Annotated in this window: 14 protein-coding genes; 10 read left to right on the top strand and 4 right to left on the bottom strand. The window is 74.1% G+C overall.

Going from position 1 to position 16,562, the window contains the following annotated elements; genetic code table 11:
- The first annotated feature begins 204 nt into the window (after positions 1–204).
- The 4 genes from ACY0MR_RS03635 (at position 205) to ACY0MR_RS03620 (ending at position 4,421) form a co-directional block, all read left to right on the top strand.
- Positions 205–1,035 (top strand): DUF1206 domain-containing protein, encoded by an 831-nt coding sequence (locus ACY0MR_RS03635; protein ID WP_473559052.1) that lies wholly within the window; start codon positions 205–207, stop codon positions 1,033–1,035.
- Positions 1,036–1,234: 199 nt separating this feature from the next.
- Positions 1,235–2,917 (top strand): PP2C family protein-serine/threonine phosphatase, encoded by a 1,683-nt coding sequence (locus tag ACY0MR_RS03630; RefSeq protein WP_403318091.1) that lies wholly within the window; start codon positions 1,235–1,237, stop codon positions 2,915–2,917.
- On the top strand, positions 2,914–4,020 hold the full coding sequence (locus tag ACY0MR_RS03625; protein ID WP_473559050.1) for a cobalamin B12-binding domain-containing protein: 1,107 nt from the start codon (positions 2,914–2,916) through the stop codon (positions 4,018–4,020). The genes ACY0MR_RS03630 and ACY0MR_RS03625 overlap by 4 nt, the downstream gene beginning before the upstream one ends.
- On the top strand, positions 4,017–4,421 hold the full coding sequence (locus ACY0MR_RS03620) for an STAS domain-containing protein (RefSeq protein WP_473559048.1): 405 nt from the start codon (positions 4,017–4,019) through the stop codon (positions 4,419–4,421). The genes ACY0MR_RS03625 and ACY0MR_RS03620 overlap by 4 nt, the downstream gene beginning before the upstream one ends.
- Before the next feature lie 54 nt (positions 4,422–4,475).
- Here the strand turns inward: ACY0MR_RS03620 and ACY0MR_RS03615 are convergent, their stop codons facing one another.
- Positions 4,476–4,898, bottom strand: coding sequence for an ATP-binding protein (locus ACY0MR_RS03615; protein WP_473559046.1), 423 nt, complete (start codon positions 4,896–4,898; stop codon positions 4,476–4,478).
- Between the two features lie 348 nt (positions 4,899–5,246).
- Here ACY0MR_RS03615 and ACY0MR_RS03610 point away from each other — a divergent pair, with 348 nt between their 5' ends.
- On the top strand, positions 5,247–6,101 hold the full coding sequence (locus ACY0MR_RS03610; RefSeq protein WP_388794457.1) for an RNA polymerase sigma factor SigF: 855 nt from the start codon (positions 5,247–5,249) through the stop codon (positions 6,099–6,101).
- Between the two features lie 160 nt (positions 6,102–6,261).
- Here ACY0MR_RS03610 and ACY0MR_RS03605 read toward each other — a convergent pair whose 3' ends face one another.
- From ACY0MR_RS03605 to ACY0MR_RS03595, 3 genes are all read right to left on the bottom strand, one after another.
- Positions 6,262–7,050 (bottom strand): sulfite exporter TauE/SafE family protein, encoded by a 789-nt coding sequence (locus tag ACY0MR_RS03605; RefSeq protein WP_473559044.1) that lies wholly within the window; start codon positions 7,048–7,050, stop codon positions 6,262–6,264.
- 121 nt (positions 7,051–7,171) lie between these two features.
- The gene (locus tag ACY0MR_RS03600) at positions 7,172–7,825 is read right to left on the bottom strand and encodes a CoA transferase subunit B (RefSeq protein WP_388794451.1); all 654 of its coding nucleotides are present in this window, start codon (positions 7,823–7,825) and stop codon (positions 7,172–7,174) included.
- Positions 7,825–8,601 carry a CoA transferase subunit A gene (locus ACY0MR_RS03595; RefSeq protein ID WP_361852465.1) on the bottom strand — a complete coding sequence of 259 codons (777 nt, stop codon included), beginning with the start codon at positions 8,599–8,601 and terminating at the stop codon, positions 7,825–7,827. Before ACY0MR_RS03595 ends, ACY0MR_RS03600 begins: the two co-directional genes overlap by 1 nt.
- 363 nt (positions 8,602–8,964) lie before the next feature.
- Between ACY0MR_RS03595 and ACY0MR_RS03590 the strand changes: the two genes are divergently transcribed.
- The 5 genes from ACY0MR_RS03590 (at position 8,965) to ACY0MR_RS03570 (ending at position 16,555) form a co-directional block, all read left to right on the top strand.
- Entirely contained in the window at positions 8,965–10,410 is a 1,446-nt protein-coding gene (locus ACY0MR_RS03590) for a 3-hydroxybutyrate oligomer hydrolase family protein (protein ID WP_404078880.1), read from the top strand.
- A gap of 249 nt (positions 10,411–10,659) precedes the next feature.
- A complete protein-coding gene (locus tag ACY0MR_RS03585) occupies positions 10,660–11,454 on the top strand; it encodes a 3-hydroxybutyrate dehydrogenase (protein ID WP_404078882.1) in 795 nt (264 codons plus the stop codon).
- 71 nt (positions 11,455–11,525) lie between these two features.
- Positions 11,526–12,884 (top strand): MFS transporter, encoded by a 1,359-nt coding sequence (locus tag ACY0MR_RS03580; RefSeq protein ID WP_388794439.1) that lies wholly within the window; start codon positions 11,526–11,528, stop codon positions 12,882–12,884.
- A gap of 110 nt (positions 12,885–12,994) precedes the next feature.
- Positions 12,995–14,929 carry a helix-turn-helix domain-containing protein gene (locus ACY0MR_RS03575; protein WP_473559039.1) on the top strand — a complete coding sequence of 645 codons (1,935 nt, stop codon included), beginning with the start codon at positions 12,995–12,997 and terminating at the stop codon, positions 14,927–14,929.
- 150 nt (positions 14,930–15,079) lie between these two features.
- Complete coding sequence (locus tag ACY0MR_RS03570; protein WP_473559038.1) at positions 15,080–16,555, top strand: extracellular catalytic domain type 2 short-chain-length polyhydroxyalkanoate depolymerase; 1,476 nt, start codon at positions 15,080–15,082, stop codon at positions 16,553–16,555.
- The last annotated feature ends 7 nt before the right edge of the window (positions 16,556–16,562 follow it).

The following is a 16,562-nucleotide window of genomic DNA, read 5'->3' as shown; positions in this document are numbered from 1 at the left end:
GCGGACGACGGGGCGCACCCCCGGGTGAACGACGGGATCCGCCCCCGCGAGGGCGCCTCCCGCCGCGCCTTTCGGGCCTCCCCGCGCCCCGGTCGCGCCCCGCCCCCGCCCGCCTCGCCGGACGTCCCGGACCGAGCCCCGCCGCCGTGGATTCGAACGGCCCGGACGGGGCAACCGGAGGTCGACCGAGAGGAGCGAGTCGACATGACGACAGCGAAGATGGCGGCGTCCGAAGCGGGTAACGCGGTCCGGGGCGAGCCGGTCCGGATGGCCGCCAGGGCCGGCTTCACGGCCCGAGGTGTGCTGTACCTGCTCATCGGAGCACTGGCCGTACGCATAGGCCTGACGGGCTCGGACGAACAGGCCGACAGGGGAGGGGCGCTCTCCGTCGCCTCGGACACGCCGATCGGCGCCGTCCTCCTGTGGGCCCTGGGCATCGGCCTCGCGGGGATGTCCCTGTGGCGCCTGTCGGAGGCCGTCTTCGGCGGGACCGGCCCCAAGGGAGACAAACCGCACAAGAGAGCCCTGTCCGCCGGCCGCTCCGTCTTCTACGCCGTCTCGGCCTTCCTCGTCCTGTCCTTCGCGATGGGAGAGCGGGGCAGTGGCGCCGGCTCGACCGACCGGCAGAGCCGCGACATCACGGCCCGCCTCATGGATGTCACCGGCGGCCGCTGGCTGGTCGGCGCGATCGCCCTCGGCTTCCTCGGCGTGGGCCTCTGGATGGGCGGCCGGGCGGCCCTGCGGAAGTACCGCAAGCACCTCGCGTGGGGGCCCATGTCGAAGCCGCAGAAGCGCTTCATGGACGTGACCGGAGTGGCCGGCGGCGTGGGCCGCGGCCTCGTCTTCGCCGCGCTGGGGTTCTCCGGCGTGAAGGCGGCGCTGGCGTTCGACCCGAACCGGGCCAAGGGCATGGACGACGCGATCCGTTCGTTCGCGCAGACCCCGGCGGGCCCCTGGCTGCTGATCGCCGTGGCCGCCGGACTCGTGCTCTTCGGGGTCTTCTCCTTCGGCCAGGTGAAGTGGCGCGAATTCTGATCCCTGCCCCGCACCGGAGGAGACCGCGTGCCCCGGGTGTGAAGCTCCTGTGCCGGGACGGTGGGGGTATCGCCGAGCATCCGCCTCAGGTGTACCGGAAGAGGTGGTTTCGCTTGATGTGCTCCCCGCTCTGAGGGAGGGTGGATGACCGAGTGTCGTCGAACGGGAAGGTGGCGGGCCGCTAGGCTGGGACTCGCATATGACTGTTTTCGAAGACGAGTCCGACCGGTCGCGGGGCACCCCCGCGACCGTCGGCACCTCCTGGCTCCGCTCGCCCCACCCCGCGGTGGTCGCCGACCGGCAGGGTGGTGTCGTGGAGTTCAACGAGGCCGCCGCCGACCTCTTCCCCCGCATCGGCGTCGGCTCCTGGCTGGACGAGGTCGTCCCCGGCTGGCTGGCCGACGCGCACCGCCGCCTGGCTCTCCCCCCGCGCCCCAGGTCCGAGGCGGCCCCCGCCCGGGCGGGCGGGCCCGCCCTGCGGGGCAGCCACGAGGGCCGGCTCCTGCGGGCCCACCCCACCCAGTCCGGCCACGGCGACGTGGCCTGGTGGCTCGTCGACGACTCGGACCTCACCGCGGCCGAGGACGCCCTGAGGACCGAGCGGGAGCGCGCCGCTCTCCTGTCCGAGGCCTCCACGCAGCTGCTGGCCTCGCTCAACCCCGAGCGCTGCCTGGAGCGGGTGGCCCTGCTCGCCGCCACCCACCTCGCCGACGCGGCCCTCGTCATCTCCCCGCCCGCGAAGAATCGGTACGGCGTGGTGACCGCCGTGGGGGACCGGGTCACCGCACGCCCGGTCCGCATGGACCCCGCGGACGTTCCCGGCCTGGCCGAGGCCCTCCAGGGATTCCCCCGGGTGCCCGCCCGGTGGATGGACCCCGCCGACCTGCCGGACTGGGCGGTGCCCGAGGGCTTCGACGGACCCCCCGGCTCCGTCTCCATCACCTCGCTCCCCGGCCACGGCGTGCCCGCCGGCGCCCTCATCCTGCTGCGGCGTAGCGGCCGCTCGGCCTTCGACGCCTCCGAGGAGCTCTTCGCCCGGCTCTTCGCCGCCCGCGCCGGCGCCGCCCTCTCGGCGGCACGCATGTACGCGGAGCAGGCGAGCATCACCCGCGCGCTGATCGCCGAACTCCTCCCCCCGCAGCTCCACCACGTCCACGGGGTCGACTTCGCCGGCGGATACCGCACCTCCCAGGACACCGAGCGGATCGGCGGCGACTTCTACGACGTCCACCCCGGCGCCGACGCCGACCAGGAATCGCTCGCCGTCCTCGGCGACGTGTGCGGCAAGGGACTCGACGCCGCCGTGCTCACCGGCAGGATCCGCAGCACCCTCCACGCGCTGCTGCCCCTCGCCGGGGACCACCAGAACGTCCTGAAGCTGCTCAACGGCGCCCTCCTGACCGCCCGGCACACCCGCTTCGCCACCCTGGTCCTGGCCTCGGTGCGGCGCTCCGGAGGACGGGTCCGGATCCGGCTGACCAGCGCGGGCCATCCCGGACCGCTCATCCTGCGCGGCACGGGCGAGGTCGAGGACGTGGACACGAGCGGAACCCTCGTGGGCGTGCTCCCCGACGTCAACTCCCGCTCAGCGACGGTGCACCTGGCACCGGGGGAGACGTGCCTGCTCTACACGGACGGGATCACCGAGGCCCGCGGAGGCCCCCTCGGATCGACCATGTTCGGCGAGCGGCGCCTCCGGACCGCGCTGGCCGAGTGCGTCGGACTGTCGGCCGAGGCCGTCGTCGAGCGGATCCAGATGCTCGCCGGGAACTGGGTCGGCGGCGGGCCGCACGACGACATGGCGGTCGTGGCGATCACCGCGCCGCACACCACCCATCTGACCGCGGTCAACGGTCACACCCGGGGCAGGTACACCGCATGACGACAGAGACCGTGATCGCGCCGCCGGAACTCGCCGACGTCCGGGAACGCCTGTGGACGGCCCTCGGCGCCAGGGACGAGAAGGCCGCCGCCGACGCCGTCTTCGCCGCGTACGACGCCGGTACGCCCCTGGAGGACGTCCTGCTCGACGTCATCGGCCCCGTACAGGCCCGCGTCGGCGGCGAATGGGCCGCCGGCCGGATGACCGTGGCCCAGGAGCACGCGGTGACGGCGATCCAGGACCGCGTCATCTCCGCCCTCGCCCACCGGACCCCGCCCGGCCTCCCCGCCGGCCGGGACGAGCCGGGCGCCTTCCGCCGTCACGTCACCGTCGCCTGCGTCGACGGCGAATGGCACGCCCTCCCCGCCCGCCTCCTCGCCGAGGTGCTGCGCGCCCGCGGCTTCGCCGTCGACTACCTCGGGGCGCACGTCCCCACCTCGCACCTGATCGCCCATGTGCACCAGAGCGGCACGGACGTGGTGGCGCTCTCCTCGTCCCTGCCCGTCCGCCTGCCGACGGCCCACGCGGCCGTCACCGCCGTCCAGGCCGTGGGGATCCCCGTGGTCGTCGGCGGAGCGGCCTTCGGCCCCGACGGCCGGTACGCCCGGCTCTTCGGCGCCGACGGGTGGGCCTCCGACGCCCGGGCCGCGGCGACCCTCCTCGTCGACGGCCTCGGGCCCCCGGGAGAGGCCCTGGCCGACCCGGACCACCACCTGCCGCACCTCCTCGACCAGGAGTACACCCTCGTGTCCCGGGCCCGGATCCAGCTCACCCGCGAGGTCCTCGAAGGCCTTGAGGCCAAGGTCCCGGCCATGGCCGCCTACAGCGACGAGCAGCGGGAGCGGACGGCCGAGGACATCGCGCACATCATCGACTTCCTCGCCGCGTCCCTCTACGTCGACGACCCGGAGCTGTTCACCGGATTCCTCACCTGGACCGCGGGAGTGCTCGCGGCCCGCGGTGTCCCGGGCAGCGCCCTCCTCGGCGCGCTCGACCTCCTCGCCGACGCCCAGCACGACTTCCCCCGCGCGCGGACCCACCTCACGGCCGGCCGCCGCGCTCTGACCCGCGTACCCGCTCAGGCCCCAGGACTCCACGCATGACCGCTTTCCCCGACACCGACTTCGAGCTGGAGGCCACCACCGGTGAGGACGGCGCCCTGCGCGTGCGACTCTCCGGCGACCTCACCTGGGACACCACCGACGAGTTGCTGACCGCGGTCCGCGCCCACCTCGCCTCGGCCTCCGTCCCCGGCGACGTCCACCTCGACTGCGCACGCATGACCCTGTGCGACTCGATGGGGCTCTCCACGTTCCTCGCTCTGCACCGGGACACCACGGCGGCGGGGGTGCGGCTGTCCTTGGAGCGCAGACCGGCCCACCTCGACCGCATGCTCGTGCTCACCGGTACGTACGAGCACCTGACGGGCCTGTCCGAGGCGCGCGCCGGGGACGGCGACGTCCCGGGCGGCGAGGCCGAGAACCCGCAGCGGCCGAGCCCCTGACGGATCCTCGTCCGGACGCCGGAGCCGTCCGGCGGGGAGCTCCGCCGGACGTCCTCAGGCGATGCGGCCGGGCGCCGGCGGGTGGAAGCAGGCGGTGACGTCCTTGCCCCGGGGGCAGGGGCGGGTCTGCCACTCGTCGGCGAGGGCGTCGATCAGGAGCATCCCCCGCCCACCGAGGGCGTCGTCGTCCGCCGGCCGCTGCTCGGGCACGTGGGACGACGCGTCGTGCACGGTCACGTGGAGGCACTTCTCGTCCCACGTCAGGATGAGCTGCGCGTCGCTGTGGGCGTGGACATGGGCGTTGGTCACCAGCTCGGAGACGGCCAGGACCACGGAGTCCAGCAGGTCCGGGGACGTACGGTCCCAGCCCAGTGTCTCCAGGTGTTCGCGCGTCCAGTCCCGGGCCTCCTTCACCCCGCTGCTGATGGGCAGCGTCCGGGCCCATCCGACCGCTCTCATCGACGGATCCTGCACCATGACTCTCTCTCCTCCGATCGGCCGTCCGGCAGGTCCCGTCTGCCCTGCCGTCGTGCGGGGAACCCGGAGGCCGGTCATCCGCTACGGCCGGAACGGATCCGCCCTCCGGAACGTCCGGCGAGAGGGAGGTCGGGGAACCCAGGTGACGTATCGGGTCGAAAACGGACGAGAGGGATGTTTCAACAGGGTGTAACGTAACCATACGTGATGCCCCGTCACGCCGGGCTACATTCGGGTTCCGTGCGAACTTCCTGGAAAATATGTGTGCATGGACCCGCGTCGACCGGGTAGGCGGCAGCCATCGGGCCACCCAGCAGGGGCACGGGATGAATACGAAAGGGGAATGGTGTGACGGTCACCACGATGTCGACCACGGGTGTTGAGGTCGAGGCGGAGACTCTTCCGGCGGTACCGGACCCCATGGCGGTCGCCCCCAAGGACGCCCGCGCCCTGTCGAAGATCTTCTTCCGCCAGCTCACGGTGCTCGAGGAGGGGACGCACGAGTACCAGTACGCGCGGAACACCCTCATCGAGATGAACATGACCCTGGTCCGCTACGCCGCCGGCCGGTTCCGTCACCGTGCCGACGAGATGGAGGACATCGTCCAGGTCGGCATGATCGGCCTGATCAAGGCGATCGACCGCTTCGAGCTGTCCCGCGAGGTCGAGTTCACCACCTTCGCCGTCCCCTACATCGTGGGTGAGATCAAGCGCTTCTTCCGCGACACCTCCTGGGCGGTCCACGTCCCCCGCCGCCTCCAGGAGGCCCGGGTCGAGCTGGCCAAGGCCACCGAGGAGCTGAGCACCCGGCTGGGCCGCATGCCCACGGTCAAGGAGCTGGCCGAGCTCATGAGCCTCACGGAGGAGGAGGTCACCGAGGCGCGCCTCGCCTCCAACGGCTACAACTCCTCCTCCCTCGACGCGGCGCTGAGCGGTGAGGACGAGGCGGGCGACGCCTCCCTCGCCGACTACATCGGCAGCGAGGACCCGGCCATGGAGCTGGTGGAGGACTTCCACGCCCTCGCCCCGCTGCTCGCCGACCTCGACCCGCGGGACCGGCAGATCATCCACCTGCGCTTCGTCGAGGAACTCACCCAGTCGCAGATCGGTGAGCGGCTCGGCTGCTCGCAGATGCACGTCTCGCGCCTCCTCTCGCGCACGCTGAACCGCCTGCGGGAGGGCATGCTCGCCGGCAACGCCTGAGCCCCGGCAGCGAGCACCGCGGCCCGGTCGGAGGTGACGACCACCGGCCGCCCGATCCGCCCAGGCCCCGACCGGCACCGCCGGCCGGGGCCGATCGGCGTCCGGCCCCGCCCGGCCGCCACGGAGTCACCGCCCCCGGCCCGGTTCCCGGCGCCCTCGCTCAGAGCGCGGCCTGGACCGCGTACAGACCGCCGAGCGCGACGGCGAGCGTGCCCAGCAGCAGGCGCAGGGCCCGCTCCGGGAGCCGGGGCTGGAGGAGGGCGCCGAGGTAGCCGCCGACGAGTCCGCCCGCGCCGCACGCCAGACCGAGCCACCAGTCCGGCGCGACCGCTCCCGACTCGGCGACGGAGAGCAGCGCGTACGCGGCGGCGCCCACCACCGAGGTGGTGAACGTCGTCGCCAGCGCCGCCGGGGCGACCTGCGCCATCGGCATGCCGCGGGCCGCCAGGACGGGACCCAGGAGCGAGCCGCCGCCGATCCCGTAGACCCCGCCGACCACCCCCACCCCCAGCGCGAGCCCGCCCAGGGCGGCCGGGGAAGGCTCGGCCCGGCCGCGGACCGCCGGGCCGGCCGGCGCGGAGAGCGCGCGGAGGCACAACCACAGGCCCAGCGGCAGCAGCAGAAAGGCGCTCAGCAGCCGGAAGACCCCCGGTCCGGGCAGGGCGTACACGCGGATCACCGCCCCCGCTACGACGCCCGGCAGGGTCCCGGCGACCAGCCGGCGGGCCAATGGCCCCCGCAGCGCCCCGTCCCGGCGGTACCGCCACAGGGCACCCGGCCCGGACACCACGTTGAACAGCAGGTTGGTCGGCGTGACCGCAGGGTTCGGCACTCCGAAGACGCTCAGGTGGACGGGGAGCAGGAACACCGCCCCGGAGACGCCGGCGGGCGTCGTGACGACCGAGACCAGCAGCCCGGCGACCAGCCCCGCCGCCACCGTCCAGTCCACGCGACTCCCCGTCCTTCCCCGGCCCGAGGGAAGTATGGATCACCCGCGGCGACCGGACCGGGGCCCGCAACACGCTGTTCACAGAAGGCCGCCGGCCCTCGGGGAACCGGACACGTCGGGATCAGACGGCCGTCCCGACCTCCCGGGGGATCCGCAGCGGGGCGGCCGTGGCGGCGACGACCTCGTCGACGGTGACGCCGGGGGCGAGCTCGGCCAGCACGAACCCGTCGGCGGCGACGTCCACGACGGCGAGGTCCGTGATGACGCGCTGCACCACGCCCCGGCCGGTGAGGGGCAGGGTGCAGGCGTCGACGAGCTTGGGGGTGCCGTCCTTGGCGGTGTGCTCCATGAGGACGACGACCCGCCCGGCGCCGTGGACGAGGTCCATGGCACCGCCCATGCCCTTCACCATCCTGCCGGGGATCATCCAGTTGGCCAGGTCGCCGGCCGCGGAGACCTGCATGGCCCCGAGGACCGCCGCGTCGATGTGGCCGCCTCGGATCATGCCGAAGGAGAGCGCGGAGTCGAAGAAGGAGGCCCCCGGCAGGGCCGTCACGGTCTCCTTGCCGGCGTTGACGAGGTCGGCGTCGAGTTCGTCCTCGGTGGGGTACGGGCCCACGCCGAGGATGCCGTTCTCCGACTGGAGCACGACCTCGACGCCGGGTGGCAGGTGGTTGGGGATGAGCGTCGGGAGTCCGATGCCGAGGTTGACGTAGCTGCCGTCGGCCAGCTCCAGGGCGGCGCGGGCCGCCATCTGCTCGCGGGTGAGGGCCATCAGACGGCGCCTTCCTGTCGTACGGTCCGGCGCTCGATGCGCCGCTCGGCCGCGGGGTCCCCGGGCACGACCCGGACCACGCGCTGGACGAAGACACCGGGCAGGTGGACCTCGTCGGGGTCGAGCTCGCCCGGTTCGACGAGGTGGTCGACCTCGGCGACGGTGACGCGCCCGGCCATGGCGGCCAGCGGGTTGAAGTTGCGGGCCGAGGAGCGGAAGACCAGATTGCCGTGCCGGTCGCCGACGGTCGCCCGGACCAGTGCGAAGTCCGTGGTGATGGCCTCTTCGAGCAGGTGCGGGCGGCCGTCGAAGTCCCGGGTCTCCTTGGGCGGCGAGGCCACGGCCACCGAGCCGTCGGCGGCGTACCGCCACGGCAGTCCGCCCTCGCCGACCTGGGTGCCCGTGCCGGCGGGGGTGTAGAAGGCGGGGATGCCGGCGCCGCCGGCCCGCAGCCGTTCCGCCAGCGTGCCCTGCGGGACGAGCTCGACCTCCAGCTCCCCGCTGAGGTACTGCCGGGCGAACTCCTTGTTCTCACCCACGTACGAGCTGGTCATCCGGGCGATCCGCCCGGCAGCCAGCAGCAGTCCCAGGCCCCAGTCGTCCACCCCGCAGTTGTTCGAGACGACCCGGAGACCGCCCGTACCGCGCTGCCACAGCGCGTCGATCAGCGTCCCCGGGATCCCGCACAGGCCGAAGCCACCCACGGCGAGCGAGGCGTCCTCGGGGATGTCGGCCACCGCCTCCGCCGCGCTCGCGACCGTCTTGTCCAGACCCATGAGGATCCCTTCCCTCGGGCAGCCGGATGACCTGCCGGTCAGAGCCGGTGCCGGTACCAGCGACGAGCACGGAGCCTAGGCAGCGGGCGCCGGGCCCGACCATGGCCGCCGTCCACACACCACCCCCCTCCGATGTGGCGGTGACCGCTGCCCCGGCCGCCGCCGGAGGACGGATCGGACGGCGCGCTCCGGCGCCGCCCGGCGGACGAGCGGGCCGTGGCGGCCCGCTGCCTCCGGTCGTTCGGAGGGTGGTGCCGACACCCACCGGCCGGTCGCCGATGGTGGGCCGCACAGCCATGTCTCGTGGCCGGTCGGCCGCATAGCCTCCCGCGAGACCCCTTCCACCGGCCCGGAGGCACACCGATGCGCCGTCCCCCCTTCCGCTTCTCGCCCGTGCTCCCGCGGAGGAGCGCACCCGCGGCACTCGCCCTCGCCGCACTCGCCCTCACCACCGTCCCCGCGACGGCGTCACCGCCCGCCGCCGGCGGCCACTGCGCCCGGTCGGCCGCCCTGCGGGTGCCGGGCGCCGCGCACCAGCAGACCGCCTGCCTCGACGAACTGACCACGGCCGGCACCGTCGCCTCCGGCCACACCGACCCGGCGGACTGGGCGGGCCTCACCCCGAAGGACCTCGCCGTGCCCCGCGGAGTGCCGGGGATCCAGATCGACGGCTACTTCCCCGACAGCTCCACCACCAACACCAACCACGGCTGGCAGCACGACTCCCAGTTCGTCCTCCGCCTCCCCGACCGCTGGAACGGCGGCCTGGTCGTCGCCGGAACCCCGGGCAACCGCGAGCAGTACGCCAACGACCGGGCCATCGCCGACTGGGTCCTCGCCCGCGGCTACGCGTACGCCGCCACCGACAAGGGCAACACCGGGACCGCCTTCCACCGCGACGGCGACGCGCCCGGCGAGGCCGTCGCCGAGTGGAACGACCGCCTCACCCAGCTCACCCGGGCCGCCCGCGCCACGATCGCCCAGCGCTACCACCGTCCCCCGGCCCGCACCCTGGTCACCGGCATGTCCAACGGCGGCTACCTGGTGCGGTGGCAGCTGGAGAACCACCCCGAGCTCTACGACGGCGGGGTCGACTGGGAGGGCACGCTCTGGCGCGCCGACGGGCCCACCCTGCTGGACTTCCTGCCCCCGGCCCTGCGGGCCTACCCCGTGTACGCCGCCGGCGGCGCGGGCGCGGAGGAGGCGCGCCGGGAGCTGCACGCAGCGGGCTTCCCCGCCGGTTCGGAGTTCCTGTGGCCGTACCACCACAAGGTGTACTGGGACCTGACCCAGCGCGTCTACCGCGAGGAGCTCGACCCGGACTACGACGGGGCGACCGAGGCGGGCACCCCGTACTGCGCGACGGGCACGCCCGGCTGCGACGCGGACTACGACTACACGACCCGCCCCGAGGAGGTCCGGCGGGCCGTGCAGCGGATCGCCCTGACCGGGCGCATCGGCAAGCCGCTGATGACGCTGCACGGCACCCTGGACGCCCTGCTGCCCATCGGCCGGGACTCCGACGTCTACGCGCGGATGGTGCGCGAGGCGGGCCGCGCCGGGCTGCACCGCTACTACCGGATCGAGGGCGGCACCCACGCCGACTCCCTCGTCGACGCCTTCCCGGACCGGCTCAGGCCGCTCACGCCGTGCCACCGGACCGCGTTCACGGCCCTGGAGGACTGGCTCGCGAAGGGGCACCGGCCGCCCGCGTCGGGCACCGTCGCCCTGCCCGCCGACCGGGACCCGGTGACCCTGGCCGCCACCTGCTCCCTGTCCGCGGGGAAGGCCGCGCGCGAGCGCTCCTGACCGCCGCGGCCGCCGCCCGCCGCACCCGTCGTCCGCCCGCCCGCCGCCCGCCGCGCCCGCCGTCCGTCCGCCGCCCGCCGCGGCCGCCGCCCGCCCGCCCGGCGGTCGGCGCCCCCCGTCGTCCGCCCGTCCCGCCCCCGGCACGCCCGCATGCCGTCCTCCTATGGTGGACGCCCCTATGGAGCGTCTCCTCTTTATGTCGGTGACACCCATGGGTCAAGCCCCGCCGTCTCCCTACTGTTTCCGGCCATGACGAACACATTTCCCACCCCGGGCGGACCGGCGGCGCCCGCGGCCGGCACCGAACTGGGCGGACGCACCGCACTGGTGACGGGCGGCGGCAGCGGCATCGGCCGGGCCTGCGTCCTCGCGCTGGCGCGGGCCGGGGCCTTCGTCCACGTGGTGGACCGGGACGCGGACGCGGCCGTGGCGGTCGCCGAGACCGCCGGAGGCCGCGCCCAGGTGGCCGACCTCGCGGACCCGGACGCCATCGCGCTCCTGCCCACCGAGATCGACATCCTCGTCAACAACGCGGGCCTGCAGCACGTCGCCCCGCTCACGGAGTTCCCGCCGGAGCGGTTCGAACTCATCCAGAAGGTCATGGTCACCGCCCCCTTCCTGCTCATGCGCAGGACCCTGCCGCACATGTACGAGCGGGGCTGGGGCCGCGTCGTCAACGTCTCCAGCGTCCACGGACTGCGGGCGAGCGCCTTCAAGTCCGCCTACGTCACCGCCAAGCACGCCCTGGAGGGCCTGAGCAAGGTCGCCGCCATCGAGGGCGCCCCGCACGGCGTCACCAGCAACTGCGTCAACCCCGGATACGTCCGCACCCCGCTGGTCGAGGGACAGATCCGCGACCAGGCCGCGGCCCACGGCATCAGCGAGGACGACGTCCTGTCCGACGTGATGCTGGCCCGCTCCCCGGTCAAACGGCTCCTGGAGGCCGACGAGGTCGCCGCCGCCGTGCTGTGGCTGTGCGGTCCCCACTCCGGCTACCTGACCGGAGCCTCGCTCCCGCTCGACGGCGGCTGGACCGCGGGCTGAGCCCGCCGCCGCCCACCGCACCCCCTCACGCCCCACCCCGTCCCCGTCCGTTCCGTGAAACCGGTGAACCCATGTCTGACACCAGCACCCAGCCGAGAAGCGGCATCGGCCGCATCGTCGGAGCCAGCCTGATCGGCACCACCATCGAGTGGTACGACTTCTTCCTGTACGGCTCCGCCGCCGCGCTCGTCTTCAACACCCTGTTCTTCCCCAGCGCCGACCCCCTGGTGGGCACGCTCATCGCCTTCATCACGTACGCCATCGGGTTCGCCGCCCGCCCGCTCGGCGGCATCGTCTTCGGGCACTTCGGGGACAAGATCGGACGCAAGAAGCTCCTGGTGCTGAGCCTCCTGCTGATGGGCGGCGCCACCTTCGCCATGGGCCTGCTGCCCACCTACGGCACCATCGGCGTCTGGGCCCCGATCCTGCTCACCGTGCTGCGGCTGGTGCAGGGCTTCGCCCTCGGCGGCGAGTGGGGCGGGGCGGTCCTCATCGTCTCCGAGCACGGCGGTGCCGAGCACCGCGGCTTCTGGGCCTCCTGGCCGCAGGCCGGCGCCCCGGGCGGCAACCTGCTGGCCACCGGTGTCCTGGCGCTGCTCGCCGCCGTCCAGTCGGAGGCCGACTTCCAGGCCTGGGGCTGGCGGATCCCGTTCCTGCTGTCCGGACTCCTCGTGCTGATCGGCCTGTGGATCCGCGTCTCGGTCTCCGAGTCCCCGGTCTTCCTGGAGGCCCAGGCGAAGGCCGAGGCGGCCGCCGCCGCGGGAGCCAAGGAGGAGGCCCCGGTCGTCGAGGTGTTCAGGCGCAGCTGGCGCGAGGTCCTGTCCGCCATCGGCACCCGCTTCGGCGAGAACATCTCCTACTACATCCTCACCTCCTTCCTCCTCGTCTACGTCACGGTCCACCTGGAACTCCCGAAGAGCACCGCGCTGAACGCCGTCCTCATCGGCTCGGCCGTCCACTTCGTCACCATCCCGATGTGGGGCGCGCTCTCCGACCGCGTCGGCCGACGCCCGGTCACCCTGATCGGCTCCGCGGGCATGGCGGTCTGGGCGTTCGTCTTCTTCGGCCTCGTCGACTCGAAGTCGTTCGTGGTGATCACCCTCGCCGTCACCGCCGGCCTGCTGCTGCACGGCGCGATGTACGGGCCGCAGGCCGCGTTCATCTCCGAGATGTTCGACACCAAGGTCCGCTACTCCGGCGCCTCGATGGGCTCCCAGCTCGCCTCCATCCTCGCCGGCGCCCTCGCACCGATCATCGCGGTGGAACTCCTCAAGGACTACGGCAGCTCCACACCGATCAGCGTCTACCTCTGCGCGGCGGCCGTGATCACCACCCTCACCGTGGCCGTCACCCGGGAGACCCTCGGCCGCGACCTCCGCCGCGGCCGGGACGAGGAGACGGCCCCACAGCCCCCGGTCCCCGCGGCCTAGCGCCCGTCCCGCGCCCGGAGCGGCCCGGACCGCGGCCGTCACCCCCTGACGGCCGCGGTCCGGGCCCGTCACCGCGTCACCCCCCGTCCGCACCACCGCCAGGAGGCCCCGTGACCACCGGTCGCCGAGCCGACGCCCCCACGCCGTCGCCCACCGAGACGGCCGCGTGCCGCCTGCTCGACCTGCTCGCCGCCGACTCCCCGGCCGAGGACCTCGCCCTGGAACCCGCGCGGTCGCGGGCGGACGGAGCCGCGGCGGCGGAGGTCGCACGGATCGAGGAGACCACCGAGGCCGCCCTGACCGTCCGGCGGGTCCTCGACCAGTACCGGCGCCGGGAGGCGGAACTGGTCGCGCTCTTCGACACCGCCGGCGACCTGGCCCGGCTGCGCGACCTCGACGCCGTCCTGCGCGCCATCGTCCGGCGCGCCCGCACGCTGCTCGGCGCGGACGTCGCCTACCTGACCCTCAACGACCCCGTCGCGCAGGACACCTTCATGCGGGTCACCGAGGGTTCCGTGTCGGCGGCCTTCCAGCAGCTGCGCCTGGGGATGGGGGAGGGCCTGGGCGGTCTGGTCGCGCAGACCGCCCGCCCGTACGCCAGCACCGACTACCACGCCGACCGCCGCTACCGTCACACCGGCACCATCGACGACGGCGTGTCCGAGGAAGGGCTGCGCGGCATCCTCGGCGTGCCGCTGCGCCTCGGCGCGGAGGTCATCGGCGTCCTCTTCGCGGCCGACCGCAGCCCCCGCGAGTTCACCCCCGACGCCATCGCCCTCCTCGGCTCGCTCGCCGACCACGCGGCCGTCGCCATCGACAGCGCCCGCCGACTGGGGGAGACCCGTACCGCGCTCGCCCGCCTCGAATCCGCCACCGCACGGGCCCGCGCCCACGGCGAAGCCCTCCACCAGGCCTCCGACGCCCACGACCGGCTGTCCAAGCTGGTGCTGCGCGGCGCCGGCAGCGACGAGGTCGCGGCCGAGATCGCGGCCCTCCTCGGCGGCGGGGTCGCCCTCCACGACACCGACGGAAGCGAACTGGCCCGGGTCGGCACCGACCCGGTCGCCCCCTCGCCCGCGGACCTCGACGCCTCGCGCACCGGGGGCCGGGCCGTCCGCTCCGGCGACGTCTGGACCTGCGCCGTCCTCGCCGGTGCCGAACCCCTGGGCAGCATCGTCCTGACCGGCCGCGCGGACCTGCCCGAGGCGGACCGGCGCCTGTTCGAACGCGCGGCGCTCGTCACCGCCATGCTCCTCCTGATCCGCCGCTCCGTCGCCGAGACCGAGGACCGGGTACGCGGCGAACTCCTCGACGACCTCCTCGCCGGCCCGGGGTCCTCGGCCCACCGGGACGACGGCAGCCTCACCCTGCGCGCCCGCCGCCTCGGGCTCGACCTGGCCCGCCCCCACGCCGTCGCCGTCCTCGACTGCGCGCCCGCCCTGCGGACCCGGCTCGCCGCCGAGAACGCCCGCACCGCCCGCCGCCTCGGCGGCCTGGCCGGGACCCGGCATGGCGCCGTCGTCCTCCTCGTCCCCTGCGACGAGCCCGGCACCCTCGCCCGCGGCCTCGCCGCCGATCTCGGCCGGACCCTCGGCGCCCCGGTCACCGTGGGCGCCGCCGGCCCCGGCACGGCCCCCGCGCACCACGCGGCGCTGCACGCCGAGGCCGTGCGCTGCCTCACCGCGCTCCACTCCCTCGGCCGCACCGGCAGCGGGGCGGACGTCGCCGACCTCGGCTTCGTCGGCGTCCTCCTCGGCGACCGCGCGGACATCGGCCCGTACGTCGACCGCGTCCTCGGCCCCGTCCTCGCCTACGACGCCGAGCGCGGCACCGAGCTCGTGCGCACCCTGTCCGCGTACCACGAGCACGGGTCGAGCCTGTCCCGGGCCAAGGACGCCCTGCACGTCCACGTCAACACCGTCGTCCAGCGCCTCGACCGGGTCGCCCAACTCCTCGGCCCCGACTGGAACAGCCCCGACAGCGCCCTGGAGATCCACCTCGCCCTCCGGCTGCACCGGCTGTCCCACGGCTCTCCCGGCCATTGAACGCCCTGCCGGACACCGCCCCGGACCCGTCCCGTTCCTATGGCAACGCGCCCCACACCGCGACCCGTTGAAGTGGTGGACCCACCCGTGGGCCGGAGCCGCCGCCGTTCCCCAGGATGTCGGCATCCCACCCCCGTCTGGAGAACCCGAATGAAGACGAAGATCAGGCAGTACCTCGCCGCGGCCCTGGCGGCCGTCGGCATCGCCGCCTCCACGGTCGCCGGCGCGACGGCGGCCGTGCCCCCGCCGACCCCGGGCCCGCTCCAGCCCTACGCCATCGGCGCCACCTACGTCAGCGGGCTCTCGTCCGGCGGCTTCATGGCGAACCAGCTGCACGTCGCCTACTCCGAGGTCTTCCGGGGCGCGGGGATCTTCTCGGCTGGCCCGTACGACTGCGCCCAGAACAGCGTCAGCACGGCCCAGTACGCCTGCATGGAGACGTTCACCGCGCGCAGGACCCCGGCGCAGCTGGAGCAGCTGACCCGCGACCGGGCGGCGGCCGGCACGGTCGACCCGGTCGCCAACCTGTCCGGCGACAAGGTCTGGCTGTTCCACGGCACCAACGACACCACCGTCAAGAAGGCCGTGAACGACGACCTCGCCACCTACTACCGGGACTTCGGCGCGGACGTCGTCTACGCCGACACCTCGTCCGCGGGCCACGCCTGGGTCAGCCCGCTGGGCCCCAACGCCTGCTCCTCCACCAGCTCGCCGTACGTCAACGACTGCGGCGGCGACCCCGTGCGGGACATGCTGACCCACCTGCTCGGCCCCGTGAACCCGGCGACCGCCGCCGCCCTCGACGGCACGCTGGTCCGGTTCGACCAGAACGCCTACGCCCCCGGCGGCGACGCCGGCGCGATCAGCATGGGAGAGGAGGGCTTCGCCTACGTCCCGAAGTCCTGCCGGAACGGCGCCACCTGCACCCTCATGGTCACCCTGCACGGCTGCCACCAGTCCTTCGGCACGGTCGGCGACGCCCTCATGGACAAGGCCTACCTGAACGAGTACGCCGACACCAACCGGATGATCGTCCTCTACCCGCAGGCCACCACCATGACCGGCAACCCGCGCGGCTGCTGGGACTGGTGGGGGTACAAGTCGGCCGACTACGCGCAGAAGCGGGGTCCCCAGATGACGGCCGTGACGAACATGGCGAGGGCGCTTGGCGCGGGCGGCGGCACGACCCAGCCGTCTTTGCCCGCCCCGACCGGGCTGAGCGTCACCGGGACCACCGCGACCGGCGCCTCGCTGGCGTGGAACCCGGTCCCCGGCGCGACCTCCTACCACGTGTACCGCAACGGTGCCCGGGTGGACGGCGCGCCGGTCACGACCACCGCCCACACCGACACCGGACTGACGGCCGGCACGACCTACTCCTACGCCGTCGCGGCCGTCGACGCCGCCGGGACGCCCGGGGCCAGGAGCGGATCCGTCGCCGCCACCACGACGGGCTCCGGGGCGTGCGTGACCGCGAGCAACTACGCCCACACCCAGGCCGGGCGGGCCCACCAGTCCGGCGGCTACGCCTACGCCAACGGCTCCGAGCAGAACCTCGGCCTGTGGAGCGTCGGCGTCTCCAGCACCCTCCGGGAGACCTCCCCGGGCCACTGGGCGACCTGCTGACCGCCCG

The organism is Streptomyces sp. JN8, assembly GCF_055808075.1.
This window is presented reverse-complemented; position numbering and strand designations above follow the sequence as displayed.

Excerpts from the sequence above, each read along its gene's own strand:
- ACY0MR_RS03635 (WP_473559052.1), top strand. The coding sequence starts at position 205 with ATGACGACAGCGAAGATGGCGGCGTCCGAAGCGGGTAACGCGGTCCGG.
- ACY0MR_RS03630 (WP_403318091.1), top strand. The coding sequence starts at position 1,235 with ATGACTGTTTTCGAAGACGAGTCCGACCGGTCGCGGGGCACCCCCGCG.
- ACY0MR_RS03625 (WP_473559050.1), top strand. The coding sequence starts at position 2,914 with ATGACGACAGAGACCGTGATCGCGCCGCCGGAACTCGCCGACGTCCGG.
- ACY0MR_RS03620 (WP_473559048.1), top strand. The coding sequence starts at position 4,017 with ATGACCGCTTTCCCCGACACCGACTTCGAGCTGGAGGCCACCACCGGT.
- ACY0MR_RS03615 (WP_473559046.1), bottom strand. The coding sequence starts at position 4,898 with ATGGTGCAGGATCCGTCGATGAGAGCGGTCGGATGGGCCCGGACGCTG.
- ACY0MR_RS03600 (WP_388794451.1), bottom strand. The coding sequence starts at position 7,825 with ATGGCCCTCACCCGCGAGCAGATGGCGGCCCGCGCCGCCCTGGAGCTG.
- ACY0MR_RS03595 (WP_361852465.1), bottom strand. The coding sequence starts at position 8,601 with ATGGGTCTGGACAAGACGGTCGCGAGCGCGGCGGAGGCGGTGGCCGAC.
- ACY0MR_RS03590 (WP_404078880.1), top strand. The coding sequence starts at position 8,965 with ATGCGCCGTCCCCCCTTCCGCTTCTCGCCCGTGCTCCCGCGGAGGAGC.
- ACY0MR_RS03585 (WP_404078882.1), top strand. The coding sequence starts at position 10,660 with ATGACGAACACATTTCCCACCCCGGGCGGACCGGCGGCGCCCGCGGCC.
- ACY0MR_RS03580 (WP_388794439.1), top strand. The coding sequence starts at position 11,526 with ATGTCTGACACCAGCACCCAGCCGAGAAGCGGCATCGGCCGCATCGTC.
- ACY0MR_RS03570 (WP_473559038.1), top strand. The coding sequence starts at position 15,080 with ATGAAGACGAAGATCAGGCAGTACCTCGCCGCGGCCCTGGCGGCCGTC.